The organism is uncultured Propionibacterium sp., assembly GCF_963539965.1.
Lineage (GTDB): Bacteria > Actinomycetota > Actinomycetes > Propionibacteriales > Propionibacteriaceae > Propionibacterium.
Map to the genome: position 1 here is coordinate 1 of NZ_CAUTOU010000032.1, position 26,683 is coordinate 26,683.

Annotated in this window: 24 protein-coding genes; 9 read left to right on the forward strand and 15 right to left on the reverse strand. The window is 72.3% G+C overall.

Features of this window, described 5'->3' with window-relative positions; all coding sequences use genetic code 11:
- Nucleotides 1-407, forward strand: a 407-nt coding sequence (locus R2N01_RS06830; protein WP_316669784.1) for a hypothetical protein, incomplete at its 5' end; no start/stop codon positions are given.
- A 24-nt stretch (nucleotides 408-431) separates the two neighbouring features.
- Nucleotides 432-1,940: a potassium/proton antiporter gene (locus R2N01_RS06835; protein WP_316669786.1), complete on the forward strand. Its 1,509-nt coding sequence runs from the start codon at nucleotides 432-434 to the stop codon at nucleotides 1,938-1,940.
- A gap of 37 nt (nucleotides 1,941-1,977) precedes the next feature.
- Here R2N01_RS06835 and R2N01_RS06840 read toward each other — a convergent pair whose 3' ends face one another.
- Nucleotides 1,978-2,487, reverse strand: coding sequence for a LytR C-terminal domain-containing protein (locus R2N01_RS06840; RefSeq protein WP_316669789.1), 510 nt, complete (start codon nucleotides 2,485-2,487; stop codon nucleotides 1,978-1,980).
- Nucleotides 2,488-2,878: 391 nt separating this feature from the next.
- On the opposite strand from R2N01_RS06840, the gene R2N01_RS06845 reads away from it, so the two are divergent.
- The 4 genes from R2N01_RS06845 (at nucleotide 2,879) to R2N01_RS06860 (ending at nucleotide 7,073) form a co-directional block, all read left to right on the forward strand.
- On the forward strand, nucleotides 2,879-3,157 hold the full coding sequence (locus tag R2N01_RS06845) for a FeoA family protein (RefSeq protein ID WP_316669792.1): 279 nt from the start codon (nucleotides 2,879-2,881) through the stop codon (nucleotides 3,155-3,157).
- Nucleotides 3,158-3,192: 35 nt separating this feature from the next.
- Nucleotides 3,193-5,151 carry a ferrous iron transporter B gene (locus tag R2N01_RS06850; protein ID WP_316669795.1) on the forward strand — a complete coding sequence of 653 codons (1,959 nt, stop codon included), beginning with the start codon at nucleotides 3,193-3,195 and terminating at the stop codon, nucleotides 5,149-5,151.
- 5 nt (nucleotides 5,152-5,156) lie between these two features.
- The gene (locus R2N01_RS06855) at nucleotides 5,157-5,735 is read left to right on the forward strand and encodes a NifU family protein (RefSeq protein ID WP_399553253.1); all 579 of its coding nucleotides are present in this window, start codon (nucleotides 5,157-5,159) and stop codon (nucleotides 5,733-5,735) included.
- Between the two features lie 171 nt (nucleotides 5,736-5,906).
- On the forward strand, nucleotides 5,907-7,073 hold the full coding sequence (locus R2N01_RS06860) for a galactokinase family protein (RefSeq protein ID WP_316669800.1): 1,167 nt from the start codon (nucleotides 5,907-5,909) through the stop codon (nucleotides 7,071-7,073).
- Between the two features lie 66 nt (nucleotides 7,074-7,139).
- On the opposite strand, the gene R2N01_RS06865 is transcribed toward R2N01_RS06860, so the two are convergent.
- The 9 genes from R2N01_RS06865 to R2N01_RS06905 all read right to left on the reverse strand — a co-directional run bounded on the left by R2N01_RS06865 (nucleotide 7,140) and on the right by R2N01_RS06905 (nucleotide 18,940).
- Nucleotides 7,140-8,828, reverse strand: a complete 1,689-nt coding sequence (locus R2N01_RS06865) for a serine/threonine-protein kinase (protein ID WP_316669802.1) — start codon at nucleotides 8,826-8,828, stop codon at nucleotides 7,140-7,142.
- 40 nt (nucleotides 8,829-8,868) lie between these two features.
- Nucleotides 8,869-10,677, reverse strand: a complete 1,809-nt coding sequence (gene pknB / locus R2N01_RS06870) for a Stk1 family PASTA domain-containing Ser/Thr kinase (RefSeq protein WP_316669805.1) — start codon at nucleotides 10,675-10,677, stop codon at nucleotides 8,869-8,871.
- Between the two features lie 82 nt (nucleotides 10,678-10,759).
- The gene (locus R2N01_RS06875; protein ID WP_316669808.1) at nucleotides 10,760-12,184 is read right to left on the reverse strand and encodes a penicillin-binding protein 2; all 1,425 of its coding nucleotides are present in this window, start codon (nucleotides 12,182-12,184) and stop codon (nucleotides 10,760-10,762) included.
- Nucleotides 12,181-13,575, reverse strand: a complete 1,395-nt coding sequence (locus R2N01_RS06880; protein WP_316669810.1) for an FtsW/RodA/SpoVE family cell cycle protein — start codon at nucleotides 13,573-13,575, stop codon at nucleotides 12,181-12,183. The genes R2N01_RS06875 and R2N01_RS06880 overlap by 4 nt, the downstream gene beginning before the upstream one ends.
- Complete coding sequence (locus tag R2N01_RS06885; RefSeq protein ID WP_316669812.1) at nucleotides 13,572-15,107, reverse strand: protein phosphatase 2C domain-containing protein; 1,536 nt, start codon at nucleotides 15,105-15,107, stop codon at nucleotides 13,572-13,574. Before R2N01_RS06885 ends, R2N01_RS06880 begins: the two co-directional genes overlap by 4 nt.
- A gap of 3 nt (nucleotides 15,108-15,110) precedes the next feature.
- Nucleotides 15,111-15,584, reverse strand: a complete 474-nt coding sequence (locus R2N01_RS06890) for an FHA domain-containing protein (RefSeq protein ID WP_316669815.1) — start codon at nucleotides 15,582-15,584, stop codon at nucleotides 15,111-15,113.
- Nucleotide 15,585: 1 nt separating this feature from the next.
- Nucleotides 15,586-16,302 (reverse strand): DUF3662 and FHA domain-containing protein, encoded by a 717-nt coding sequence (locus tag R2N01_RS06895; RefSeq protein WP_316669817.1) that lies wholly within the window; start codon nucleotides 16,300-16,302, stop codon nucleotides 15,586-15,588.
- 389 nt (nucleotides 16,303-16,691) lie between these two features.
- Complete coding sequence (locus tag R2N01_RS06900; RefSeq protein ID WP_316669820.1) at nucleotides 16,692-18,227, reverse strand: hypothetical protein; 1,536 nt, start codon at nucleotides 18,225-18,227, stop codon at nucleotides 16,692-16,694.
- A 608-nt stretch (nucleotides 18,228-18,835) separates the two neighbouring features.
- Nucleotides 18,836-18,940 (reverse strand): LPXTG cell wall anchor domain-containing protein, encoded by a 105-nt coding sequence (locus R2N01_RS06905; protein ID WP_316669824.1) that lies wholly within the window; start codon nucleotides 18,938-18,940, stop codon nucleotides 18,836-18,838.
- Here R2N01_RS06905 and R2N01_RS06910 point away from each other — a divergent pair.
- Entirely contained in the window at nucleotides 18,939-19,535 is a 597-nt protein-coding gene (locus tag R2N01_RS06910) for a hypothetical protein (protein ID WP_316669826.1), read from the forward strand. The genes R2N01_RS06905 and R2N01_RS06910 overlap by 2 nt on opposite strands.
- Nucleotides 19,536-19,712: 177 nt before the next feature.
- On the opposite strand, the gene R2N01_RS06915 is transcribed toward R2N01_RS06910, so the two are convergent.
- A complete protein-coding gene (locus tag R2N01_RS06915; RefSeq protein ID WP_316669828.1) occupies nucleotides 19,713-21,569 on the reverse strand; it encodes a sugar-binding domain-containing protein in 1,857 nt (618 codons plus the stop codon).
- A gap of 228 nt (nucleotides 21,570-21,797) precedes the next feature.
- On the opposite strand from R2N01_RS06915, the gene R2N01_RS06920 reads away from it, so the two are divergent.
- On the forward strand, nucleotides 21,798-22,013 hold the full coding sequence (locus R2N01_RS06920) for a hypothetical protein (protein WP_316669830.1): 216 nt from the start codon (nucleotides 21,798-21,800) through the stop codon (nucleotides 22,011-22,013).
- 36 nt (nucleotides 22,014-22,049) lie between these two features.
- On the opposite strand, the gene R2N01_RS06925 is transcribed toward R2N01_RS06920, so the two are convergent.
- The 3 genes from R2N01_RS06925 to mmuM form a co-directional block, all read right to left on the reverse strand.
- Complete coding sequence (locus R2N01_RS06925; RefSeq protein ID WP_316669832.1) at nucleotides 22,050-23,249, reverse strand: mannosyltransferase family protein; 1,200 nt, start codon at nucleotides 23,247-23,249, stop codon at nucleotides 22,050-22,052.
- A gap of 69 nt (nucleotides 23,250-23,318) precedes the next feature.
- On the reverse strand, nucleotides 23,319-23,882 hold the full coding sequence (locus tag R2N01_RS06930; RefSeq protein ID WP_316669835.1) for a hypothetical protein: 564 nt from the start codon (nucleotides 23,880-23,882) through the stop codon (nucleotides 23,319-23,321).
- A gap of 222 nt (nucleotides 23,883-24,104) precedes the next feature.
- Nucleotides 24,105-25,031 carry a homocysteine S-methyltransferase gene (gene mmuM, locus R2N01_RS06935; RefSeq protein WP_316669837.1) on the reverse strand — a complete coding sequence of 309 codons (927 nt, stop codon included), beginning with the start codon at nucleotides 25,029-25,031 and terminating at the stop codon, nucleotides 24,105-24,107.
- A gap of 127 nt (nucleotides 25,032-25,158) precedes the next feature.
- On the opposite strand from mmuM, the gene R2N01_RS06940 reads away from it, so the two are divergent.
- Entirely contained in the window at nucleotides 25,159-25,833 is a 675-nt protein-coding gene (locus R2N01_RS06940) for a zinc ribbon domain-containing protein (protein WP_316669838.1), read from the forward strand.
- Nucleotides 25,834-25,862: 29 nt separating this feature from the next.
- Here R2N01_RS06940 and R2N01_RS06945 read toward each other — a convergent pair.
- On the reverse strand, nucleotides 25,863-26,683 hold an 821-nt coding region (locus R2N01_RS06945), incomplete at its 5' end, for a hypothetical protein (protein WP_316669840.1).

A 26,683-nucleotide genomic window follows, 5' to 3' on the forward strand; every position in this document is an offset into this window, starting at 1 on the left:
CCGGGCCCGCCGGCCCGTACCGTGCCGGCGGGCCCGGGGACGGGGCCATCGAGGTCGCCGAGCCCATCGGCTGGCCGGCCGGCGCCCGCCGCGCCACCCCCGAGGAGGACGCTGCCTGGCTGTACGGCGACAAGGCCGGGAGCACCGTCATCACGATCGAGGGGGAGGCCCCGCGGGCGGCCTCCCGCGCTCAGGGACCGGCGGTGGGCGAGCCCGCCGCCTCGCGGACGGCCCAGTTCGAGGCCATCCGGCGTCCCGATGCCGGACCGGACCGGCCTCGCCGAGCGGCCCTCGAGGGCGCCGATGACGGCCTGGAGGACGATCGCCCGACTCGTCCGATGCGCGCCATCGTCGACGACATGACCCGCGAGGCTGTCTTCGGTGCCGGGTCGGAGCCGGCCGGCTGAACCGGTGGACGGGAGAGGAGCCCCATGGCCGCAGCGGATCTGACACTGCTCGTCGCCGCTGCCGTGGCGCTCGTGGCGATCGCCGCCGCCCGTCTGGGCACGCGCGCCGGCCTGCCGGCCCTGCTCCTGTTCCTCTTCGTCGGCGTCGCCCTGGGCAACACCGGATTCGGCATCCGCTTCGACAACGCCTCGCTGGCCCACGACCTGGGTTTCGTCGCGCTCGCCCTGATCCTCGCCGAGGGCGGCCTGACGACCTCTTGGAAGCAGATGAGGTCGGTCCTCGGCGTGGGCCTGTTCCTGGCCGTCGTGGGCTCGCTGGTGACCATCGTCGTCGTCGGCCTGTTCGGCTATTTCCTCCTGGGCCTGCCGCGGGCCGTCGCCTTCCTGCTCGGCGCCGTCGTGGCCCCCACCGACGCCGCAGCCGTCTTCTCGGTGCTGCGCGGGGTGGCGCTGCCGCCCCGGGTGCGCGCCGCCCTCGAGACCGAGTCCGGCTTCAACGACGCCCCGACGGTCCTCCTGGTCGTCGCCGGCACCGAGCTGGCGATGGGTCACGAGCCCTCGGGCGGCATGCTCGGGCGGGCCGGGGAGGTCGTCGGCGAGCTGGCCATCGGCGTCCTGGCAGGCCTCGCCATGGGCTGGGTCGGCGTGCAGTGCCTGCGCCGCCTGTCGCTGTCGAACTCCGGCCTGTACCCGCTGGCCGTCATGTGCTGGATCCTCGTCACCTACGGTCTGAGCGGGCTCGTCCACGGCTCGGCCTTCGCCGCCGTCTACGTCTGCGCCGTCGTGCTCGGCAACGGCCAGCTGCCGCACCGCCACGCCACCAAGTCCTTCGCCGAGGGCATCGGCTGGGTCGCCCAGATCGGCCTGTTCGTCATGCTCGGGCTGCTCGTCCACCCCTCGACGATCGACCGGCACGACATCGGCGTCGGCGTCGTCCTCGGCCTCGTCCTGACCTTCATCGCCCGGCCGCTGGCCGTCTACGTCAGCACCGTCTGGTTCGGCTCCAGCTGGCGGCACCAGGCCTTCATGAGCTGGGCCGGGCTGCGCGGCGCGGTGCCGATCATCCTGGCGACCGTCCCGATGGCGGCCGGCATGCCGGGCTCGGACGTGCTGTTCGACATCATCGTCGTCTTCGTCATCGTCTTCACCTCCCTGCAGGCCCCGACGCTGCCATGGGCGGCCAGGCTGCTCGGCCTCGTCGACCCGCGCGCGGCGGCCGATGTGGACATCGAGGTGGCGCCCTTCGACGAACGCCGCGCCGATCTGCTGGCCGTCAACATCCCCGAGGGCTCGCGCCTGGCCGGGGTCCGGGTGCTCGAGCTGCGCCTGCCGCGCAATGCGGTCGTCGCGCTCGTCATGCGCGGGGACGAGTCCTTCTCCCCCGACGGCGACACCGCCCTCGAGACGGGGGACCAGATCCTCGTCGTCACCCCGGCCGACGAGCGTGCGAAGGTCGAGGCGAGACTGCTCGCCGTCGGGCGCCATGGCCGCCTGGCCGGGTGGACGAGGCGCCGGCCGCGGCGGCGCTCCTGAGCGGCGCGGGCGGTCCGCCGCCGCGTGGCCGTCGGTCTCAGGAGGTGGTCGTCGCGGTGGCGCTGGCCTGTGCGACCGGCAGGCAGACGCTGCCGGAGGGGACGTCGATGCCGGTGGCCGCGTCGGCCTTGAAGCCCTGCCCCAGATCGTCGGTGACGACGACGTCGACCAGGCCGTTCTGCCTGTTGTCGGTGCTGATCGCCGCGCCCGGGAAGAACGAGGCGACGAGCTGCACCTGCGGGTCGTCGCCCGAGGCGCCGACGATGGTCGTGCCGGTGTAGTCGTCATCCTCCGCGTTGCCGGTGGAGTTGATGACGAAACCGGCGCTCTCCAGCTGGGCGGCGATCGTCGTCGCCTGGCCCTTGACCGTGCCGGCGTTGTAGACGCGCACCTGCACCTGGTCGGTGCGCAGGACCGTCAACGAGGTGGTCTCGCATGCGCTCGTGGGGTCGAGCGGCTCGGTGAACATGCGCACGCCCCACCAGCCGGCGAAGGCGACGAATACGACGAGCACCACCAGGATGACCGGTGTGTACCACCTGCGCATGGGACCGCCTCTCTCACGCCGCCACGGCGCATGTGCGCCCCGCACCGAAAGCCTTGCCGCGCTCCATCGCCATCGCCGGTGCGCCGTGCAGTGCCTCTGATCATAGACGCCCGCGCCCGGGACCGTACCGGAGCGTCCCGCGCGGGCCGGCCCGGAGCGCCCCGGCCCGCCCGGTTCGTGCCGCATCACCTCGTTCGCGGACGGCCGCAGCGCGTCCCCGCCCCGGTCCGCGCGGGCCATGCGGTCCCCGTCCGTCCGCAAATCCCCTGAACGTCCCCGGAAATAACCGAATTACGACTGACAAGGCAGAAGCCTAGGCTTTCCTCAACTAATCTCGGATTCGATGAGCCCGTCGGTCCGGGCGGGCGTATCCGGCACGAGGAGGATCAGGATGCCATCGGTCACGACGGTCGGCCAGGAGACGACGAGGGGGGCGGTTCCCCTGACGGCCCTGCGCCGGGGCGAGAGCGGCGTCATCTCGCGCGTCGACCCCGGCCTCGACGCGCAGGTCCAGCGCCGGCTGCGCCTGCTCGGCTTCTGCGAGGGCCGTGAGGTCTCCTATGTGCGCCGCGCCTTCTGGGCCGGGCCCCGCATCTTCCGGATCTGCGACGTGCAGATGTGCATCCGCGCCGAGCAGGCCGCCATGATCCATGTGACGCCGGCCGCCTGACGGTCTCCGCGCATGATCAGCATCGGACAACCACCATGTCATCAGTTCTCAACCACTGCGCACCCGCCGGGACCGCCGTCGCAGGCGGTGCGCCCCGCATCGCCCTCGTCGGCTCGCCCAACGGCGGCAAGACCTCGGTCTTCAACCGGCTCACCGGCCTGCACGCGAAGACCGGCAACTATCCCGGCGTCACCGTCTCGCGTTCGGCCGGCGTGGCCCGCATCGGCGGTGACGAGTACAACATCGAGGATCTTCCCGGCGCCTACTCCCTGACGCCGATCTCGCCCGACGAGCAGCTCGTCGCCGATCTGCTCGACGGCGAGATCGAGGGCATCGGCCTGCCCGACGGCCTGCTCGTCGTGGCCGACTCCACGGCCCTGCGCCGTTCCCTGCTCATGTTCGCCGAGGTCGTGCAGCGGCACATGCCGACCGCCCTGGTGCTCACCATGGGCGACGAGCTGACCCGCCGTGGCGGCCGGATCGACGCCGAGGCGCTGAGCCGGGCGCTCGGCGTGCCGGTCATCCCCGTGGTGGCCAACCGGGGCATCGGGATCGGCGAGCTGCGCACCCTCATCACCGACTGGCGCGAGTGGTCGGTGCCGCCCGTCGACCCGCCCACCGACACCGCGGAGCTGGCCGGCTGGGTCGACTCGGTGCTCGCCGACAGCGGCTACGAGGACCCCAGCTCCGACAGCCGGACCGAGCGCATCGACCGCGTGCTGCTGCACCCGGTGGCCGGCACCTTCATCTTCTTCGCCGTGATGTTCCTCTTCTTCCAGGCGATCTTCACCTGGGCCGCGCCCCTGCAGGACGGTGTCGAGGGCTTCTTCACCTGGCTCGCCGGGATCGCCGGCGATCGCATCGGCAACTCCCTGCTGGCCTCCTTCGTCTCCGACGGCCTGCTCGGCGGCCTCGGCACCGTGCTCGCCTTCGTGCCGCAGATCGTCATGATGTACCTCATCCTCGCCCTGCTCGACTCGGTTGGCTACATGGCGCGGGCGGCCTTCCTCATGGACCGGCTGATGAGCCGCTTCGGGCTCGAGGGGCGCGCCTTCGTGGCCGTGCTGTCGAGCTTCGCCTGCGCCATACCCGGCGTCATGGCCACCCGCACCCTGCCGAGCAGCCGGGACCGCATCGCCACGATGCTCGGCGTGCCGCTGGCCACCTGCTCGGCCAGGCTGCCCGTGTACATCCTGCTCGTGGGCCTCCTCGTGCCCGACGGCACCTCGGTGGGACCCTTCAGCGGCCAGGGCGTGGCCATGTTCCTGCTCTACCTGCTCGGCGGCGTCTCGGCCCTCACCGCCTCGGCCATCGTCAAGCGCATCACCGACCGGCGCGGCAACGTCCTGCCGTTCTACATGGAGATGCCGCCCTACCGCATCCCCACCCCGCGCTCGGTGGGCATCGCCATGTGGGAGCCCACCAAGGCCTTCCTGCGCAAGGCCGGCACGATCATCCTCACCACGACGATGATCATCTGGGCGCTCACGGCGCTGCCGCTGCGCGGCGACGCCGAGCTGGAGGCCGCCGGCATCGACCCGGGCGACGACGTGGCCGTCACCGCCTACACGATGGAGCACTCGGCGGCCGCGACCATCGGCAAGACGATCGAGCCCGTCTTCGAGCCGCTGGGCTTCGACTGGCGCATCGACGTGGCCCTGCTCGGCTCGCTGGCCGCTCGTGAGGTGTCCGTCTCCACCCTCGGCCAGATGGCCTCGGCCCTCGACCCCGAGGACGACACCGAGGTGGGCCAGGCCCTCGACTCCTGGACCTACTCCGGGGGCGCCCATGCGGGCGAGAAGGTGTTCACGCCCGCCACGATCGTCGCCCTGCTGCTCTACTTCGCCTTCGCCCTGCAGTGCATGTCCACTGTGGCGATCATGCGGCGCGAGACCGGCGGCTGGAAGTGGCCGGGCATCGCCTTCGGGTACATGTTCGTCCTCGCCGGGGGTATGGCCTGCTGCGGCCACGGCATCCCCGGGCTCCACCCGTGAGCCGCATGAGGGCGCCCCTGTCCCACCGGCGCGCCGGCGCGCACCACCGGGCCGCCCCGGACCGGGGCACGGCCCTGCACCCCGAGCGCACGGCCGATCCCGCCGTGCTGCGCTGGCTCGTCCACGGCGTCGTGCTGCCCTTCGCCGGCCCGCTGGTCTCGGCGCCCGGCCTCGACGGGCTGCTCGGCTCCGAGCTGGAGGGCGTCGAGGCCGATCCCGGCTGCCTGCTCGTCACGGCCGCGCCGGGCCGCGACTGGCACGAGCTCGGCCCGCTGGTGCGCACCGCGCTCATCACCGCCCTGAAGGACGTCGACGCCTGGGTGCCCGGTCCGCACGCCCAGCGGCTGGGCCCTGACGAGGCCCTGCGCTGGTGCGCCCAGGAGCTCATCGACGGCCCGGTCGGCGAGATCGCCACCGCGCACGGCGGCTCCATCGAGCTCGTCGAGGCCCGTGAGGGCGTCGTGCGGGTGCGCATGCGCGGGGCCTGCCGCGGCTGCCCGGCCGCCGTCATCACGATGAAGCAGCGCCTCGAGGCCCAGCTGCGCCGCAGGGCGCCCGGGCTGAGGGGCGTGGAGGAGCTCTGAGCCGCCCCGGCCCGCTCCTGCTGCGGGCGGCCCGGGCCCGTGTGAGAAGGTGGATACCATGATGCCCCAGCAGCTGTCCGCCGAGCGGGTGGACGCGATCCGCACGAGCCGCACCTTCACCGGGCTCGCCGTCGGGCCCGGCCGCCCGCCGTTCGGCACGGGGGGACGCGGATGAGCACCGCGCGGACCGTCGCCGACCGATTCCGCGAGCGCTTCGGCCACGCACCCGCCGGCGTGTGGTCGGCGCCGGGTCGGTTCAATCTGATGGGCGAGCACACCGACTACAACGGCGGTTTCTGCCTGCCGGTCCCGCTGGACCGGCGCACCCGGGTGGCCGCCGCCGCCCGTGACGACGACCTCCTCCACATGGTCTCCCTGGACGTCCCGGGCGAGGTCGACGTGCCGCTCCACGAGGTGAGGGCGGGACGCCCCGAGGGCTGGGGCGCCTACGCCGCCGGCGTCCTGTGGGCGCTCGGGGGGGACGGCCTGCCGGTGCGCGGCGTCGACCTGGTCGTCGGCTCGGACCTGCTCATCGGCGCCGGCCTGTCGAGCTCCGCTGCTCTTGAGTGCTCCGTGGCCGCCGCCGCCTCGGACCTGTTCGACCTGGGGCTGCTGGCCGACGACGCGGGCCGCGCCCGGCTGGCGCGCCACTGCCAGAGCGCCGAGAACGAGATCGCGCTGGCCCCCACCGGCGGCGTCGACCAGACCTCGGCGCTGCGCGGTATGAAGGGCCACGCCCTGCTCATCGACTTCCTGAACCACACGCTGCGCCCGGTGCCCTACGACCCGGCGCGCAGCGGCGCCGGCGTCCTCATTCTCGACACGAGGACCCGCCACTCGCTGTCGGCCGGACACTTCGGCGACCGCCACGCCGAGTGCGACAGGATCGCCGACCTGCTCGGCGTCGACCTGCTGCGCCGCATCGGCGTGGACGATCTGCCCGTCGCCGAGGCCGAGCTGGGGGATCCGACGCTGGCCGGGCGCCTGCGCCACGTCGTCACCGAGAACGCCCGCGCCGTGAAGATGGCCGACGACCTCGAAGCCGGCGACTGGAGAGCCGTCGCCGGAGGCATGACGGCGGCCCACGCCTCGATGCGCGACGACCTGGAGGTGAGCCTGCCCCAGATCGACCTGGCCGTCGAGGAGGCCATTGCGGCGGGGGCCTGGGGCGCCCGCCTGGTGGGCGGCGGCTTCGGGGGGTGCGTCATGGCCGTCGTGCCGGTCGATCGGGTCCGCGACGTGGCCGGTGCGGTGCAGGAGGCCTTCGCCGTGGCCGGCTACGAAGCCCCCACCGGTTTCCTCGCGACCGCGGGTTCGCCCGCGGGTCGCGATCTGTGAACTGGCGACCGCGGCAGGGGCGGGCGGCTCAAGGCCGTAGGGGCCTCCCGCCCGGGGCGTCAGTCGTCAGTCGTTCTCGTCGCCGTCCTCGTTCTCATTGCCGCCACCGCCGGTGCTCGTCTGCTGCGTCGTCGACTGGTCGTTGCCTTCTCCGTTGGTGTAGGTCTGCTGGGGGTAGTAGTTGCCGTTGGTGTAGGTCTGCTGGGGGTAGTAGTTGCCGTTGGTGTAGGTCTGCTGGGGGTAGTAGTTGCCGTTGGCGTCGCCGGTCTCCTGGCTGGTTCCGTAACCGGTGGCGTAGCTCGTCTGCGGGGCGGTGGATGCCGCCGTCGAGCGGCTGGCCGTGGGGGACGCCGTGGCGGTCTGCGTCTGGGTGATGGTCTGCGACGGGGCCGGATCGGCCGAGTTGCGCCCCTGCGCCCAGGCCGCGATGATGAGCGCGGCGAGAGCGGCCAGGATGACGACCGCCAGGACGATCCGCCTGGTCCTGCCCGACTTCCTCCCCCCGCCGTCCGCCGGTCCCGCGGGCACCTGGCCGGTGCCGGTCGCCGAGGCGCCGGTGGTCGGGGTCGGCGAGGTCGGCGTCGCGCCGGTGCCGGTCGCTCCGGGGTCGACGGGCGGCAGGCCGTCCACGGCCGTCGAACCGGCGGTGCCCTCGTCGGCGGGGAGGATCCGGGTCAGGCCCTGGCCGTCGGCCGTGCCGCCCGCGCCGGTCCCCGCGGCTAGTGCCGCCGCGGCGCCCGCGGACATGGCCATGGTGGCCGCATCGGTCGCAGGGCCGGCCTGGCCGGGCGGGTCGATGAGACCCGGGGCGCCGGGATCGCCGTGGATCGCGTTGAACGCGGCGACCACCTCGTTGGCGCTGGGGCGCTCCTCTGGGCGCTTGGCCAGCAGCGCGGCGACGAGGTTCTCGAGCGAGGCCGGGGCGTCCGGTACGCGCGAGCGCAGCAGCGGCGGGGTGTCGTAGACCTGGGCGCGGGCGACGGCCACCGGGGACTCGCCGGGGAAGGGCGGTTGGCCGGTCAGCACGGTCATTATGAGGCAGCCGAACGAGTACATGTCGGAGTTCGAGCCGACGCGCTCGCCGGCGGCCTGCTCGGGCGACATGTACGCGGCCGAGCCGATGGCCGTCATCGTGCTCGTCAGGGCGGTCGCCTGCTGGTCGTTGAGGCGGGCTATGCCGAAGTCGACGAGCTTCGGCCTGCTCGTCAGCTCTTCGGCGGAGAGCACCACGTTGGCCGGCTTCACGTCGCGGTGGACGACGCCGAAATGGTGGGCGACGCCCAGGCCGGTGGCGACCTGCGCCAGCATCGGCACGGCCGCCTCCCAGTCGATCGGCCCCTGCCTCGTGACGACGGTCTGCAGGTTGGGGCCGTGGAGGAACTCCATGACGATGTAGGCGCTGTGCCCGTCGACGCCGGAGTCGTAGATCTGGACGATGTTCGGGTGATTGAGCCCGGCGGTGGCGACGGCCTCGCGGCGGAAACGCGCCTCGGTGCTGGGATCGGCGCTGGTGGCCAGGTTGATGGTCTTGATGGCGACCTCGCGCTCCAGGGTGGCGTCCTGCGCGCGCCAGACCTGGCCGATGGAGCCGGCACCGATGCGCTCGACGAGCTGGTAGCGCCCGTCGCGCAGGGAAGCGATGAAGCCGTCCGCGCCGGCATCGCCCGCGATGGGCGTCTGGCGCGTCGTCCTCGCGCCGTCGTCCTGGTCTGGGTCGGGGGAAGTGTTGCCGCCGAGCGGTTCATCAGTGCTCACAGACCCATTGTCCCTCATCTGCCCGTCCAAACGGCGGGTGTCACGAACTTGATTTGCGGGGGCTGGCGGTCGATGCGGAGGGGCTCGGGGAGAAGGACGCCGCGCCGCCCGTCGTGGGGGTCACCGTGGCGGCGGGCGTCCTGGCGACCTTGATCGTCACCTGGTCGGTGCGCGAGTACAACTGGCCGACGGCCACCGACTGCTCGAAGACCGTGCCGGCCGCGTGCTCGGAGGTCTCCACCTCCATGATCTGGATGTTCGAGAACCCGGCGCTGCTCAGCCTCTGGATGGCCTGGTTCTCGGTCAGCGAGGAGCTCGCGACGTCGGGCATCCGCGAGCGGCCCGTGGCCCGGTAGAGCGTCACCGTCGAATCGGGTTCGACCGAGGTGTACGGGCTCGGACTGGTCGCGATGATCCTGTCGGCCTGGTCGGTGATCTTCTCCTGCTCCTCGCTGGCGTCCTTCGTGACGACGTTCGTGAAACCCGCCGCGCGCAGGGCCTCGCGGGCGTCGTCCTCGTCCATGCCCGTCACGTCGGGGACCGTGCCGGCGGCGGGGCCGTCGTTGATCGTGATGATGACGGTGGAGTTGATCGGCACCGTCGCGCCGTCGGCCGGGTCGGTGCTGATGACCTGGCCCTTCGTGTCGGTCTCGCCATTGGTGTGCTGCACCTGCGGGTCGAGGTTGTAGTTCTTGAGAGTCGAGACGGCCTGCTCCTGCGTGAACCCGATGACGGCCGGGACGGTCGTCTGCTGGGCCTCCCTGCGGATGTCGCGCAGGCGGATGCCGCCGTAGACCAGCCCCGCCGCGATGAGCGCCAGGATGATCATGAGGATCACCGTCGGCACCGTGACGCGGCGCCTCTTCCTGGTGGAGACGGCATCGGCGCCCTGCCCGTTCTCCTCCAGCGGCAGGGCCCGCGCCGGGCGGCCCGGCACGATGTCCGGAGCCACCTGCGTGGGGGCATCGGCGCGGACGACCGGCAGCTGCGCCGTCGCCTGCTGGCCCTCGAGAACGCGGAAGATGTCCTCGCGCATCTCGCGGGCCGTCTGGTAGCGGTCGTTCGGGCTCTTGGACAGGGCCGTCATCGTGATGGCGTCCATGGCCGGCGTGACCTTCGGCGCCAGCGTGCTGGGCAGCGCCGCGGACTCGCGGACGTGCTGGTAGGCGACGGCCACGGGGGAGTCGCCGGTGAACGGGGGACGGCCGGTCAGCAGCTCGTAGAGCAGGCAGCCGGCCGAGTAGATGTCGGAGCGGGAGTCTACGGTCTCGCCGCGGGCCTGCTCGGGGGAGAGGTACTGGGCGGTGCCGATCACGGCGGCCGTCTGCGTCATCGTCGCCGAGGTGTCGGCCACCGCGCGGGCGATGCCGAAGTCCATCACCTTCACCTGGCCGGTGGGGGTGATCATCACGTTGGCGGGCTTGATGTCGCGGTGGATGATGCCGTGCTTGTGCGAGTAGTCGAGGGCGTCGAGCACGCCCTGCGTGTAGGTCAGCGCCTCGATGGGCTTGATGGTGCGGCCCTCGCGCAGCATCTCACGCAGGGTGCGGCCGCCGACGAGCTCCATGACGATGTACGGCACGACGACCCCGGTCGCCTCGTCCGTCTGGCCCCCGGTGTCGTAGACGGAGACGATGTTCGGATGGTTCAGGCCGGCGGCCGACTGGGCCTCACGGCCGAACCGCGCCTGGAAGGTCGGATCGGTCGCCAGGTCGACGCGCAGGCGCTTGACGGCGACGTCGCGGTCGAGCCGCAGATCGCGGGCGCGCCAGACCTCGGCCATGCCCCCGCGGCCGATGATCTCCTGGAGTTCGTAACGGCCGCCGAGGACGATGCTCGCAGCGGTCATCGCTGATCTCCTTCCCCCGTCGCGTCGCCGGCCCGCGGGCGCCGCGGCCGGCCCGGCCCGGCCGGCCTCCCGGCTCGGGGCGTCATGATGCGAGCGCCTCGAAGACGGCGTGCGCCGCGACAGTGGCGTTGCCGGTCGCGGTGCCGGACTGGTTGGGGTCGGCCAGGAAGACGGCCAGCGCCGCGTGCGTCTCCTGGTCGAAGCCGGCGAACCAGGAATAGGCGCTGGCCCCGGGCATGTTCTCGGCCGTGCCGGTCTTGCCGCCGATCGTCTGACCGCTGATCTGCGTGGCCGTGGCGGTGCCGGACTGGACCACGTGGATCATCATCTGCTGCATCGAGGTCGCCGTCCCGGCGCTCACGGCCTGGCGGATCGTCGTCGGGCTGGTCTCGGAGATGACGTTCAGATTGGCGTCGCGCACCTGGGAGACGACGTACGGCTGCATGAGGGAACCGCCGTTGGCCAGGGCGGCGGCCGTCGAGGCCATCTGCAGGGGGGTGGCCGAGACGTTGTACTGGCCGATCGAGCTCATGGCCAGCTGGGCGTTGTCCAGGTCGGAGGGGAAGACGCTCGTCGCCGAGTCCGTGTCGCCGCCGAAGGAGGAGTTGAAGCCGAACTTCTCGGCCTGCTCCCGGACCTTGTCCTGACCGAGGCTCATGCCCAGGTTGGCGAAGGCCGTGTTGCACGAGACCTGCAGGGCGTGATCGATCGTGGACGTGGTGCCGCCGCAGTTGGTGGAGTTCGGCAGGGTCGTCGTCGAGTTGTCCAGGGGCAGCGTGGTCGGCGACTCGACGGTGGTGTCGGCGCTCATGCCGTTCTCGAGGGCGGCCGAGGCCACGACGAGCTTGAAGGTCGAGCCGGGCGGGTAGATCTCCTGGGTGGCGCGGTCCTTCAGCGGCTGGCTCTCGTCGGCGTTCAGCTGGTCCCAGGCCGTCTGCGTGCTCGCCAGGTCGACGCTCGACAGCTGGTTCGGGTCGTAGCCGGGCGTCGAGGCCCAGGCCAGGATCGCGCCGGTCGTGTAGTCCATCGCGAGGACGGCGCCCGTGCGCCCCCCGAGGGCGTCGGATGCGGCCTGCTGGGCGTCCGCGTCGATCGTCGTCTGGATGGTGGCGCCCTGAGCCTGCTGGCCGCTCAGCTCGCTGAGGATGCGCCGGAACAGCTGCGAGTCGTCGGAGCCCGAGAGCTGGTCGTTGTAGTTCTTCTCCAGGCCGGTGCGTCCGTAGATGTACGAGTAGTAGCCGGTGACCGGCGCGTACAGCGCGCCGTTGGAGTAGGTGCGCTGGACGCTGAAGCGCCCGCCCTCGACCGGCACCGTCTCGGCGACGGCCGTCGTGCCGACGAGTATCGAGCCGCGCGGGGCGTCGAACTGGGCATCGGTGACGCGTCGGTTGGCCGGGTCGGACAGCAGGCCGGCCGAGCGCCAGCCGTAGTTGAAGGTGACGTTCGCCAGGAGGGCGAAGACCATGAGGGCCGCGAAGACCGAGACCCTGCGCAGTGCCTTGTTCATGCTTCCACCTTCTTGATGAAGGTCGTCGGGGCGTCGGTCAGGTCGGCGGTCAGCTCGCCGGGGACGGCCGCGGGGGCGCGTCCGGCGTGGGAGACCTGCATCAGCGCGGCGATGATCATCCAGTTGGCGATCAGGGAGGAGCCGCCCTGCGACAGGAAGGGCGTCGTCAGGCCGGTCAGCGGCAGCAGCCGGGTGACGCCGCCGATGATGGCGAAGACCTGCAGCGCGAAGGTGAACGACAGGCCGCCGGCGAGCAGCTTGCCGAAGGCGTCGTGCGCGGTGAGCGCGGCGCGCAGCCCGCGGGCGATGATCAGGCCGTAGATGACGATGATGGACATCAGGCCCACCAGGCCGAGCTCCTCGCCCAGCGAGCTGGCGATGAAGTCGGACTGGGCCAGCGGCACCAGCGACGGGCGCCCCAGGCCCCAGCCGCGCCCGAACAGGCCGCCCCACGCCATGCCGTACTGGGCCGAGATGATCTGGCCGTTCTGGGCGGGATCGGAGAACGGGTCCAGCCAGGACGAGAAGCGCACCTGCACGTGGTACAGGAACCGGTAGGCGAAGGTGCCCGCGCCGCCGAAGAGCACGGTGCCGATGACCACCCAGCGCACCTGGCTGGTGGCCGCGTACAGCATCATGACGAACAGGCCGAAGAACAGCAGCGCCGTGCCCAGGTCGTTCTCGAAGACGATGACCGCGACGGCGGCCAGCCACATCACCATGATGGGCAGCAGATCGCGCCCGCGCGGCATGCGGAAACGCCCCCAGCTGCGTCCTGCCAGCTGCAGCACGTCGCGGTGCTCGGCCAGGTAGGAGGCGAAGGCCAGCGTCAGGATGATCTTGGCGATCTCGGCCGGCTGGAAGCTGAAGCCCGCCAGCGAGATCCAGATGCGCGAGCCGTTGGCCTCGTTGGCCGAGGAGGCCAGGCCCGGGACGAGCGGCAGCAGCAGCAGGAGCAGGCCGGCCAGGAAGAGCACGTACGGGTAGCGCTGCAGGTCACGGTAGTCGCGCACGGCGAAGAGCACCGCCACGAACAGGACGGTGCTCACGGCCGTCCACATCAGCTGGCCGTTGACGAGGGTCGAGACCGGCTCATCCTGGTCGAGGCGGTAGATCATGGCCAGGCCGAGGCCGTTGAGCGCCAGGACGCACGGCAGGATCACCGGGTCGGCCCACGGGGCCTTGAGGCGCACCGCCAGGTGCGCGATGAGGCACAGGGCCAGCCAGCCGCCGGCCACCCACGGGAGGTTCGCCGGCAGCGCGCCGCTCATGTTGACGGTGGTCAGCATGAAGCCGCCGAGCCCGAAGAGCGAGGCGACGACGACCAGCGCCAGCTCTATGTTGCGTCGCCTGCGGTAGACGACCGGATGGTCCGCGTCGGTGCTGCTCATCCGCAGTCCCCCGGGTCGGCCGATCCGCTGATCGGGGCGGATATGGGTGCCGAGGCGCTGCTGGACGCCGCGCTCGCCCCGGCGGGGGAGTCGGTGGCGCCGGCCTCCGGCTCGGCGCCGCTCTGCTCGGCGCCCGGGTCCGGCGTGGCCTCGGCGCGCTTGGCGATGCAGGCCTGGGCGAGCTGGTCCAGGTAGTCGGCCTGGGTACGGGCCTGTTCGAGGGAGTCGGCCTTGACCTCGGATTCGGTGACCTTCTGCCGGTAGTAGCTGGGCAGGTCGGCCACCCGGGTGTCGCGCTGCTCGAGGAGCTCTCCGAAGCTGTGGCCGGCGATCGTGTCGGGGATGCCCCTGTAGATGGCCACCTGGTCGTCCGAGGGGGCGATGTAGTACTGGTCCATCGCATAGCGCCAGGCGGCGAACAGCCCGCCGGCGAGGACGATCAGGGCGATGAGCACCGAGATGATGACCGACCAGTGGCGGCGGCGCCTGCCGATCATCGGCGAGTAGCGCACGTCCTCGCGGGCGTCCGGGTCGATGAGCTCGGGGCCGTCCGGGTCGGGGTTGGCCGTCCTGGTGCTGGGCACGCTCAGGACGGCGGTGGTCTCGCTCGCCCCGGACGGCGGTTCGATCCGGGGCACCTTGACGGCGGAGGCGGCGCCGATCATGGTGCCGGGTCTGGCGTCGAGCTCGGCGGAGGCGGGGACGACGTCGGCGACGATCATCGTGATGTTGTCGTAGCCGCCGGCCTCGTGGGAGGCCTGCGTCAGCGCCTCGACGGCGTCGGCCGGGGTGCGGTCGCGCAGCAGGCGGCGGATGTGGTGGTCCTCGACCAGGCCGCACAGGCCGTCGGAGCAGAACAGCAGCCGATCGCCGTCCTGGACGTCGACCAGGCGCAGGTCGGGCTCGTGGACGGGCTGGCCGTTGAGCACCTTGAGCAGCAGCGAGCGGTGCGGGTGCACCGCCGCCTCCTCGGGGGTGATCTTGCCGTCGTCGATGAGGGACTGCACCCACGAGTGGTCGTGGGTCAGGCGGGTGAGCGTGCCGTCGCGCAGCAGATAGCCGCGGGAGTCGCCGATGTGGGCCAGGCCGAGCTGGGTGCCGCTGAACATGGCGCCGCAGACCGTCGTGCCCATGCCGTCGAGCTCCGGTTCGGCGTTGATGAGGTCGGCCAGTTTGTCGTTGGCCCTGGTGAGGGTGCCGGCCATCACCTCGAGCATCTGCTCGCCCTCGTAGTGCCCGTCGGCGTGGGCCAGCTCCTGGATCGTCGAGGCGCTGGCCAGGTCGCCGGCCGCCGCGCCGCCCATGCCGTCGGCGACGACGATCATCGTCGGTGAGGTGTAGGCGGAGTCCTGGTTGTTCTTGCGCACCAGGCCGATCTCGGAGTGGGCGCTGGCGTCGAGGCTGAGGCGCCTGCCGGATCCGGCGGCCTGCCCGCCCGGTTGCTCGGCGGCGTGCGCGTCGACGGCCGGCGCGCTCACGTTCGTGCGCGTCGAGCCCTCGTCGGGCTTCCTGCTGGTCTGGGGGTCGGTCACGGCTCAGCGCTCCAGTTTCAGTTGGGAGCGGCCGATGCGGATCACATCGTTCGGCCCCACAAGGGTGGGTTCGGCGATCTTGGCGCCATTGACGTAGGTGCCGTTGGTCGACTGCAGGTCGGTGATGACCCAGCGGCCCGCGGAGTCCTGCCACAACTGGGCGTGGTGGCCGCTGGCGTAGTCGTCGTCGATGTCGAGGATGCAGTCGGCCGAGCGGCCGATGCTGATCTCGCCGTCCAGCGGGGCCTCGAGGCCGGTGCGGCGGCCCGCGATGACGACCAGACGGGACGGGTCCCTGCGGCGTCTGCGCCTCTTCGCGCCCCTGGCCCCGGTCGGGCCGGGGGTGTCGGTGAGATCCGAGGCGGTCGCAGTGCGGCCGAACAGGTCCGTCCTGACGGTGTTCGCCACGAACAGGATGAACAACCACATCAGGGCCAGGAAGACCACCTTCAGGGTGGCGGCGAGGATGGCGCTCACGTCACGATCCTGCGGGGGAGTGTACGAGCATGCGCGTTGATCCGATCTCGATGCGTGAACCGTCGTCGAGCCGGCAGTGCTGGACGCGCTGACCGTTGACGACGATGCCGTTGGTGGAGCCCAGGTCCTCGATGGCGATGTCGAGTTCGCCGTAGTTGTCCTCGGCGACCAGCACGCGCGCGTGGGTGCGCGAGACGCCGGGGTCGTTGATGCGCAGATCGGCCTCGGTGCCGCGGCCGATGGTGAAGCCCGGTGGCATGAGCGGGTGGCGCACGCCGTTGACCTCGAGGACGAGCGGCGCGCGGCGGATCATCGTGGAGGACGCCGCGCCGTTCGTCTCGGCCACGGTGGCGACGGCGGCACTGGTGATCTCGAAGTGGCCCGTGTTGAGCGACTCGTCGAGCAGGTACTCGATGTTCACGGGGCCGTCGAAGACGTAGTGGCGCTCGGCGGCGTGGGCGCGCAGGTCGGGGACGATCTCCGCATTCAGGGTGCGCGAGTAGGGGGCCAGCCGGTCGTAGTCGTGCCTCGACAGGTGCACCTGGAAGTCGTTGGGCACCAAGCGCTTGTTGCGCGTCAGCAGGCGCGCTTCGGCGTCGAGTTCGCGCTGCAGCCGGGAGGCGATCTCGACAGGCTGCACGTCGCCCTTGAATGCGCGGGCGAAGACGCCGTTGACGGCGCCCTCGAGCTTCTTCTCGACCCTGTCGAACAGACCCACGTGTTCCTCCAACCAAGACGCCGGTGCGGCTCCCCTCCTCTGAATCCTAGTGCGGAGCCCTGTGCGCGGCCCACTCGCGGCGCTCCGCCTTGCAGCGCCGGTTGAGACTTGTCCGGGCCGCGCAGCGGTGTCCGGCGGTGGTGGGTCAACCGTAACCGAGAGGGTGGAGCGGGCGCGCGGATCCGTGCGGCCGGAGGCGTCGGACGGCGGGTCCCGGTCATGGACGGCCCGCCCCCGGTGGCGGCGCCTCGAGGCGCCGCCACCGGGGGCGGATCGGCTCGGCCGTCGCCGACGGCGGCACGCGGGGCCCGACGGTTCTCCGCCGTATCGCCGGTCGGATCCGTCCCGGGGTCCGTCTCATCGCCGCGGGCCCGGCGGCGTGCCTGCTGTCACGGGGCGGATGGGTCCTGGGCGGCCACCCTCGCGTGGTAGCTGTTCAGATCGCTCACGTTGTTGCCGCTGGTGACGCCGACAGCGGTCACGGTGGCGGTGTCGGCATGGGCGCTGTCCGCGGTGACTCCGGTCAGGTCGGCGGTGCAGGTGAATTCCCCGCCGGTGTCGAACGGACCGGACCACACGGTGCCGGTGCTGCCATCGGGGAAGGCGCAGTCCAGGTCCGACACGGTGGCGCTGCCGCTGTCGATCGAGTCGCCGATCCTCACGTTCTGCAGCTGCTCGTCGCCGTCGTTCCTGACGGTGAGGACGAGCCGCGTGGCGCCGCCCGTGCCGGTCAGGTCGGCGGCGGAGGAGGCGGCGTCCGCGTCGTTGCCGTCGGCGTCCCTCTTGACGATCGAGACGGCATCGTTGATCAGGCTGCCACCGCCGTAGGAGACCCTGATCGATGCATCGCGCGGGGACAGCGGGACGCCGTCCTGGCTCCCGGTGAGGGTGTCGGTGTAGGTGCCGGTGAGGCTGTCGACGATGATCGGCAAGCGCACGCGGGTGGCGACCGGGGCGTAGGTGCCGTCGTCGCCGGCCCGGGTCCTCACCGTGGCGGTGTAGCTGCGGGCGGTGGCCGAGCAGGAGGTCTCGGTGACCTCGATGACGTCGCTGGTGTCCGCCCCGACATAGCCGACGGTCTGCTCGGCCGGATTGCCGTTCTGGTCGATGGAGGTGTACCAGGACCAGCGCAGCGGCGTTGCGCAGTCGTGCCGCTGGCCCGAACCGGCCTCGAGGGTGTCGGTCATGGTGAAGGTCGAGGTCGTTGCGGTCGTGGCGCCGGCCTCGCCCACCGCTGGGTGCTGCGAGACCGCGTAGACGCGCAGGACGTCGGAGCCGGACTGGTTGGCGGTGTCGGAGTACAGCCACTTGTCCAGCGCGGTCGGCAGCTGGGCGCAGGTGGCGCACTGGGTGACGTTGACGGCGATCGGTGTGCCGGTGCCGTTGACGTCCCAGCTGGTCTGGATGACCCGGCCGGGAGTCACGGAGCTGCTCAGACTGACCGACAGGTAGGCCCTCAGGGTGAGTTCGCCGGTCCTCGCCGTGTCGACGCTGGTCTGGTTGAAGGTGATCCGGGCGGTCGTGACGCCGTCGGCGCTGGTCACGTCCATCGTTGCCACCTGCACGGTGCCATCGGTGGAGTAGATCGGGTAGCTGCGATCACCGACGACGTCGAAGACGGAGGGCACCGTGATGTCGATGTAGTCGCCGTCGCAGGTCGGACTGACCTGACCGGTGAGGGTCGCCAGATAGCCCTGACCGCCCTGGTAACTGGTGACCGCCGCACCGGACCTGGTGGTGACGGCGAGGCTCAGGGCGCTGCTGTCGAGGGCGCCGGCGGTGCACGACGCCGTGTCGGAGGCGGCCGGCTCGGCCTGGGCTGCGTCCACTGAGGTGGGCAGGGCGATGGCGATCGCCGCGATGGCGATGCCCACCCTGCCCAGGATGTGCGGTGATTTCACGTCGGACTCCTGTGCCGTTGACATGTCTGGTCTGGTGAGTGGCGGGTGGGCGATGGCCCTGCACGCCCTCGATGCGGGGCCGCGGGGCGGCCCGTTGGCGGGCGCTGGTGCGGGGACGTCGCACAGGTGTGCAGGAGACGTGCTCGTCCGCCAAGATCAATGTACCGGAATTTTCTGAGAAAAATATTTTTCTCACAGCCTGCGCTCAGCAATACCCCGAGGCGCGGGGATATTCGGCCAGGTTTTCCCGGCGACTGCATGACTCGTGATCCACTAGGAAAAACTGCTGTCCCTGAGGTTCGCGGAGAGATTCCTGAGGGTTCCACCGAGATTTCCCCATGACGTCATCAGGGGTCCGCGGTGGTGACAGTTTTCTCAGTTTTCGGCCCGGTGCGGCCAGCCCCCGCCGTCAGGCGCGCCGGCGGGGGCGCGCGGCGCCGTGGGCGGCCGTCGGCCCTGGCGTCCGACTCGCCCGGAAGGGCCGTCACCGTCATCGCCGGGGCCGACGGGCGGGGAGGGCCGCCCGGTCGGGCCGGGGCGCGAAAAGGGGTCCGGAGCAGGAATGCTCCGGACCCCCGGGGCGCGCACCTGTTCGGGACCGGCTCCGGTCGCCGCGGTGGTGCGGTCTCCGTTCAGTGGCGGCGGCGATGGCGGATCACTGCCGCCGTGCCGGCCGCGGCCAGGACGCCGGCGCCGGCCAGGCCCGCCAGGGCGTCAGAGCCAGTGCGCGGGAGCATGCCCGGCCTGGCGCTCTGCGGGGTGGCGGAGGGCGCAGTGCTGTCGGAGGGCGCCGGGGTGGAGGGGGTGGTGGGGCTCTCCGACGGCGTCGTGCTCTCGGAGGATGCCGAGCCCGAAGGGCTCGCGCTCTTCGAATCCGTGGTCCCGGAGGGGGTGGTGCTGTCGGAGGGCGTCGGGGTGGAGGGGGTCGTGCTCTGGGAGCCGGAGGACGCCGGGCAGGCGGGGGTGCTGTCGGAGGGCGTCGGGGTGGGGGTGGTGCTCTCGGAGGGCGTCGGGGTGGAGGGGGTGGTGGGGCTCTCCGACGGCGTCGTGCTCTCGGAGGGCGTCGATTCCTCGGAAGTGATGGGACCGGTGGGGCAGGAACAGGGGCAGGCGGGCTTGTTGAAGGGAGCGGCCTGGGCCGTGCCGGTCGGGGAGAGCAGGGCGATGGAGACCGCCGCGGCTGCGACGGAGATCCTGCCCAGGGTGCGTGCTGATTTCACGTCAGACTCCTATGCCAGGGGCGGGTCGGCAATGGACGCGTACACTCTGCGTTCCGACGGGCCCGGAGGCGGTCTGGTGAGCCGCAGTTCGCTCCGGGGCGTCATCAGGTGATGGCGGGGGTGTGCTCGTTCATCGGGATGGACATCCCACAATGTATCCGAAAGGACCGGGGAAGTCACATCATCCACAGGCGGGTGATGCGTGGCTCATGGCCTGCGCACATCCGACTGTGCTCCGGATGACTGTGCTCCGGACGGGCACGGCGGGCCCCGCAGCGGTGGCGAGCCGTCACGGGGCCCCGCCGTCGGCGCCGGGGCTCCGCGCACCCGGCGCGCCGCCGTACGCCTCCGGGGCCCTGCCGAACACGGCCGCCAGCTCCTGCACCGGGGCCTTCGGGCGCCTGCCCCCGTCGCACAGGCCGTTGGTCTCCTGGCCCGTGTCGGTCAACTGCGTCCAGCAGTAGCCCCCCAGACGGTCACTGGTCCTGACCGCCGTCACGAGCTCGTCGATCCGGTGCACGAAGCGGCCGCGCGTGTGCACGGTCGAGTAGCCCCAGCCCCGGTTCCGGGCGTCGGGGCAGAAGCCGATGCCGCCGAACTCGTCGAGCAGGACCGGGACGTCGGTCGGCTGGTCCGCGCCGACGACGACGAAATTGCGCGCCGGGCCGAGCGCGCCCGGTGCCAGCCAGCGCTCCATCTGACGCCCGCGGTAGCGCAGGCGCATGCGGGCGGGGTTCGCGTCGTAGTCGTGGACGGTGAGCAGCTCCGAGTCCACGTGGTGCCAGCCGTCGTTCGACAGGGCCGGGCGGGAGGGGTCGATGTCGCGCGTCAGCCGCGCCAGTGCAGCGGCTGCGCGGGCCTGCTCCGGGCGGCGAGGGATGTCGACGAAGCCCCAGGACTCGTTGACCGGCACCCAGCAGACGATCGACGGGTGCCCCTGGTTCGCCCTGACGACCTGCACCCACTCGCGCCGCAGTCGGCGCACGGCCTCGGAGCCGAACTCGTGGGCCGCGCCGATCTCGCCGAAGACGAGCAGGCCCAGCCGGTCGGCCCAGTGCAGCAGGCGCGGATCGGCGCTCTGCTGGTGGATGCGCATGCCGTTGAAGCCCAGCCGCCGGACGAGCTCGGCCTCCTCGCGCAGGGCCCCGGCGCCCGGCGCGGAGTAGAGGGACTCGGGCCAGTAGCATTGTTCGAGCACCTGGCGCAGGTAGACGGGCCGCCCGTCGAGGGTGAGCGCGCGAGGGGTCGAGCCGATCTCGCGCAGGCCAGTGTAGGAGGACACCCGGTCCTCGCCCGCGATGACGACCGCGTCGATGAGCTCCGGACGCTCGGGGCTCCAGCGCAGGCCGCTGCTGCCGGGCGTCTCGATGCGCACGGCGGTGGTCCGCTCGCGGGTGATCGTCGTGGCCGACGCGAGCGGCCGCCCCCGGTGGGCCAGGCCCATGCGCAGCGCCACCGGGCGACGCGGACGGCGGTTCAGCTCGACGACGGCCGTTACGGCCTCCTCGTCGGCCGGGGTCCGCCAGAGGATCCGCCGCACGCGCACCGACGGCACCGACTCGATCCACACCGGCCGCCAGATGCCGGTCGAGCGCCGGTACCAGATGCCGGCGGGCTCGTCCTGCCAGGTCTGCTTGCCGCGCGGCTGGCTGCGGTCGTACGGGTCGTCCCAGGCGCGCACGACGATGGCGTGCGGGCCGTCGCCTCTCAGCGCATCGGTGATGTCGAGGGCGAAGGGGCTCTGCCCGCCCTCGTGGGAGCCCGCCTCGATGCCGTCCACCCAGATGATCGAGTGGTAGTCGACGCCGCCGAAGTGCAGCAGCAGTCGCCGCCCGGGGCCGTGGCCGGCCGCCGCCAGCTGAGCCGGCGTCAGCCCGATGCGGTACCAGACGACCGGGTGCGCGCGCTCGTCCGCGATTCCCGAGGCCCGCGACTCCGGCGGGAAGGGCAGGGCGATCGTCAGGCCGAAGTGCTCGGAGGACTCCCACCAGCGCTCGCGCAGGCCGGCGCCCTCGTCGTCGAAGGCGAATCCGGCCGGACCGTCGAGCGGGGCCCAGTTCGCGCGGACGAGGGTGGGGCGGGGGTACGAGCCGTCCTGCCTGCTGGGGCGCCACCGGGCCGCGAGACCGGCGGGATCGTTGCGCATCGGCTGCTCCTTCCCGGTTGGGGCTGAACGATTCGGTGAGGACAGTGATCAATGATCAATGAGGACATTGTGGCGCCTGAGCGCCATCGTGTCCCCGATACGACTCAAGTCCCTGGTCATAAGGGCGTCCCTGGTTTTCGTCCGGACCGCCTCGGGAGCCCCTCGCGTCACAACGGGAGGACAGGAGACGCACAGGAATCGCACTGACTCGGCGGGCAGGTTGTGGCCATGAGCACCAACCGGAAGAGCACCGCCCGCCGCTTCAGCACCCGCCGCGCCATCGAGGCCCTGGGCGCCGCCGCCGCGATCGCGATCGGCGGCCTCGCCGTCATCAGTCCCGCCGAGGCCCACGCCGCCGGCGTCAGCCGGCCGCTGGTGATCCAGACGAGCCCCATCCAGGTCCAGAGCGCCGAGTCGACCGGCAACGGCACCGACGAGCAATGAACCCGCGGCGCCGGGCCGCGCGGCCGGCGGGCGCGCCTAACCCGTCCACTGGTCGGCGAGGAACGTCGACGTGTTGACCACGGCGACGGCGATGCCGGCCACCGCGAGCACCCCGCGCCGCCATCCCCGGGCGCCGGTCAGCGCGGCGCCCATCGCCAGGACCACGGGGAAGCAGTCGAGCCCGTTGCGGGGCAGCGACAGCAGGACCGGTCCCCTGCACAGGCTGTAGAGGGTGAGCCAGACGAGAACCGCCCACTCCGCGCGGCCCCGGTGCAGGCACCACCACCCGGCGGCGCAGAAGACGATCAGGAAGACGAACTCGAGCCCCTGCTGCCAGGCCACTGCGCTCGTCTCGGCATCGCCGATGTGCCGGGCGCTGTCGACGAGGACGCGCCCGAACCAGGCCGAGCCGCGGCCCCAGCCCAGCTTCTGGGCGGTCATCCAGTAGAAGACGTCGCCGGTGCGGGCCCACAGGTAGGCGAAGTACGCCAGCGGCGCGCACACCGGGATGCCCAGGGCGAGCAGCCGCCGCCGGTCGCGGCCGGGCCGCCGCCCGCCGGCCGGGCCGGTGACCATCATGACCATCAGCATCACCACGATGAACAGGCCGTTCACGCGCACCGTGCAGGCGAGCGTCGCTGACGCGATGGCCCACCGCCAGTGCCGGTGCTCGCCCAGATACCAGGCGGCCAGCGCGCACAGGCCGAAGAGCGCCTCCGTGTACGGGGCCATGAGGAAGACCGCGTACGGCCCGAGCAGATAGGCGGCCGCCACCGCGTGCGGGCTGATGCGCAGGTGCTCGCGGGCGATGCGGACCAGCAGGGCGCCGGCGCCGAGGGCGGCCAGCCAGGTGACGATCGTCGCACCGGCCACCGCCGTGCTCATGTCGAGCCGGCCCAGGCCGACGAGCCTCGCGACGGCCCGCGAGGCGAGCGGGTAGCCGGGGAAGAAGGCCTCGTCGTAAGCGTTGACGCCGTCGTCCGGGGTGAAATAGCCGTCCGCGGTGATGCGCAGCAGGTGCCCGGCGTCGAAGCGCATGAAGGCGTTCCCCGGCCACGGCCCGCCCGTCGTGGGACGCACTGCGCGCCCGGTCGCGTCCAGGACCAGCGCCAGGGCCATGAAGAAGACGCGGCTGAGCGCCCACCAGACCACGGCGACGCGCAGGTCGTCCCGCCAGCGGAGTGCACCGGGATTCCGGGCGCGCGCGCCGGCGTCCGGCACGGGGGCAGCGGTCATGGCACGTCCAGTTCTCCAGCGGGGTCGGCCCGGCGCGGGGCCCACCCAAGGATAAGGCCCTGCCGCCCCTCAGCGGCTCCTGACCGCCGGGATCGCCGGAGCCGCGGGCCCGTTGGCGCACTGCTCGTACCATTCGTCGAGCCGGGCGCGACGGGCGTCGATGAGGGGCAGCTCGGCCATCAGGCGGCGATTGTCGCTGAGGACGCGGGCATTGTGCTCGTCGATGCGCTCGTTGACGGCGCCCAGGCGCGCGTTGCGGTGCGGGATGACGACGGCGTTCATGGCCAGAACGATCAGCCCGCTCAGGGCAAGGGCGGCCGGGACGGTCGCGAGGACGCGGGCGCGCATCGGCAGCACTGCTCCCGGGTCGGTCATGCCCAGCGCCCTGACGCCCAGCAGGGCCATGACGAGCACGGCCTCCACGAGGACCGTGCAGCGGATCGCGTGGGCGCCGGTCCACGGGGCCATCTCGGTCAGGTGCGGCACGGGGAAGTCGATGCGGTCCTCGACCATCTGGCGCTCCATGTCGAGCTCGGCGGCGGCCTCCTCGAAGACGGCCCGCAGATGCATGTCGACATCCGGCGCGGCGGCCGCGGTACCGGTGGCGCCGGCGCGGAGGATGACGCTGCTCATGGGCGGACCGCTTTCATCTCGAACCAGATCCGGCGGCCGATCCGACGACCGGGGATCACTGAGAATTGATAGCACGAGCCGCCGGCGCCCGAGCGCCGCGGAGCGCCCCCTCCGGCTCCGGCGGCGCGCCCGGAGCCCGGGCCGGCCGGTGAAGCGCCTGACCGGACGGTTAGCTGAGAATCAGCTGTGGATTCCTGGCAGGAAGCTGAGAGAGACCCCGGATCAGCCCAGCGCGGCGGCGATCCGGGCGATGTCCCGGGGACCGGTGCGGCAGCATCCGCCGATCAGCCGGGCGCCCAGGTCCAGCCAGCCCGGCACCAGAGAGGCCCAGTCGACGGGCGCCCCGGAGGGCACCCAGCGGCGGGCCCGCCCGTCCCAGGCCTCGCCCGAGTTCGGGTAGCAGACCAGCGGCTTGCCGGTATGCGCGGCGAGCGCCTTCAGCGCCGGGGCGACCGAGCCGGGCCCGACGCAGTTCACGCCGACCGCCTCGACCGCGCCGGTCGCCTGCGCCCAGCGGGCGGCCTCCTCGAGGGAGGTGCCGTCGGCCAGGACGGGCGGGCCGGGCCGGTGGCGCACCTGGAAACAGACCCAGGCCGGGCGGCCGGTCTCGGCGGCGATGAGCTCGACGACGGCGCGGGCCTCGTCCAGCTTCGGCATCGTCTCGACCGCGAGGACGTCGACGCCGCCCTCGTCCAGTGAGCGGATGCGCTCGGCGTGGAAGGCGCGGTACTCGGCGGGGCTCAGTTCGTAGGCGCCCGTGTACTCCGAACCGTCGCACAGATGGGCGCCGAAGGGGCCGATGCTGCCGGCCACGAGTGCCCGCAGCCCGGGGTGCCCGTCGGCCCAGTCCTCGACCGCCAGGAGCGCGAGCCCGGCGGCGTCGCGGATGAGCCCGCGCGCCTGGGCGGGCCGGGCCCCGGCATCGGTCGGGCCGAGCACCGCCGCCTGATAGGTGTTCGTCTCGATGACCCGGGCGCCCGCTTCCAGGTAGCAGGTGTGCACCGCGCTGATCTCGTCGGGCGCCGAGTCGATCGCGCCCGCCGACCACAGGCTCTCGTGCATCGGCACGCCGCGCGCCTCGAGCTCGGTGGCCATCGCCCCGTCCAGGACCACGGGGCCGGCGGCGAGCAGATCGGTGAATGAGCTCATGGGTCAAGCCTGCCGCGTCCCGGCCGCGCACGGCGTCTCCGCCGCCACGGGCCGGCGGGGGCGCCCCCTGTAAGCTGTTCGCGAACCCGTACGGCCGGCGTGGACCGCATTTGCGAGGTGATCGACGATGAGCAGCCCCATGGACCGTGGATTCGCCTGCCCCCGTTGCGGGCTCCGGCTGGCGCCCGGTGCGGCGCAGTGCCCGCGGTGCGGCGCGCCGCAGTGGGGCCCCGCACCCGGGCCCGCCGGCGCCGAGCCCCTGCACCCGGCGGTCACGGCGATCATCACCGTCTTCTTCAGCCTGTTCGGTCTGATCCCGTGCCTCATCAGCGCCGGCCGTGCCAGGCGGCTCGGCCGGTCGACCAGGTCCTACTGGCTGGCCTTCTGGATTCCCGAGGGCATCTGGCTGGCCCTCGCGGTGATCATGGCCATCGGCATGTTCGCGGGTTTCGGGGTTCTCGCCCGCGGTCCCGCCGAGAGCGGGAAACCGGGCGGGGCCACGCCGAGCCCGTCACGCTCCTACTCGACCACCGCCCCCAGCTCGACCAGTAGCGGGGCGCTCGACTGGCCGGTCGGCGCCACCGAGTGCTCCTCGACCGCGGCGGCCGGCAACGAGCGGACCAGCTGCGAGTTCGCCCTCAACGTGGCCGGCGCCTGGGGGCAGAGCCCCAGGGCCGCCACCCAGACGGTCGAGGCCTACAGCCCGGTGACGAACCGGAGCTACGCGATGAGCTGCACCACGGTCGACAGCTACACGACCTGTGTCGGCGGCGACGGCGCGGTGGTCTACGTCCGCGGCTGAGGGGCTCTGCCCCGAGCCCGGGCGGGTGCTCAGCCGAGGGCGGCGGCCAGCCCGTCGAGCACCGCCGTGGCCGAGTCGAAGCCTTCGGCGCTCCGGGCGGCCATGGCGACGAGCACGCGCCGCCCGGCCGTATTCGTGTACCAGCCGAGTTCGCGCGCCGTGTAGCCGCCGGCCTGGGAGGGGCCCCAGCCGCCCTTGTAGGTGGCGCCGGGCAGGGCGCCGATGCCCCAGGACTGGGCGGGGGCGACCCGTCCCATGTCGGCGATCACCTCGTCCGCCCCGTCGAGGCAGGGCAGCCGGGTCAGGAAGACCACCTGGTCGGTCGTCGCCCACTGCGTCTGGCCGAAGATCGAGAAACCGGCGACGAGTTGTTCGCTCGGCACCGTCGTAGTGGCGTCGCCCGCGTCGCGCAGCACCTGCGTGACCGCTGCGGCCCGTTCGGCGTCCGTGGCCCCCAGGGCGCTCCACAGGGTGTCGGCGGCGCTGTTGTCGGACTCCTCGAGGGCCAGCGCGATCGAGTCGGAGTGGGCCTCGCCCTGCCCGGAGTCGATGACGGCCAGCGCCAGCGGGATCTTCGCCGTGCTCCAGGCCGGCAGGTCCGCCAGCGAGCCGGCCGTCCGGATCCCGTCGCCGGGGACGTACCAGCTCATCTGCACCGCAGCGCCTGCCGTCTCCGCCGCGTCGACGGCCGCCTGGATGCCGGCGGCGTCCTGGTCCGGTGCGCCGAGCCCGGCTCCATGGCAGTCCTGCTCCGGGGCCTGGGACGGCGTGGACGGGGCGGGCGTGCCCGCCCCGGGGGCCGCCGTGCACCCGCACACGATGATGGCGGCCAGCGCCGCGGCGAGGCGTC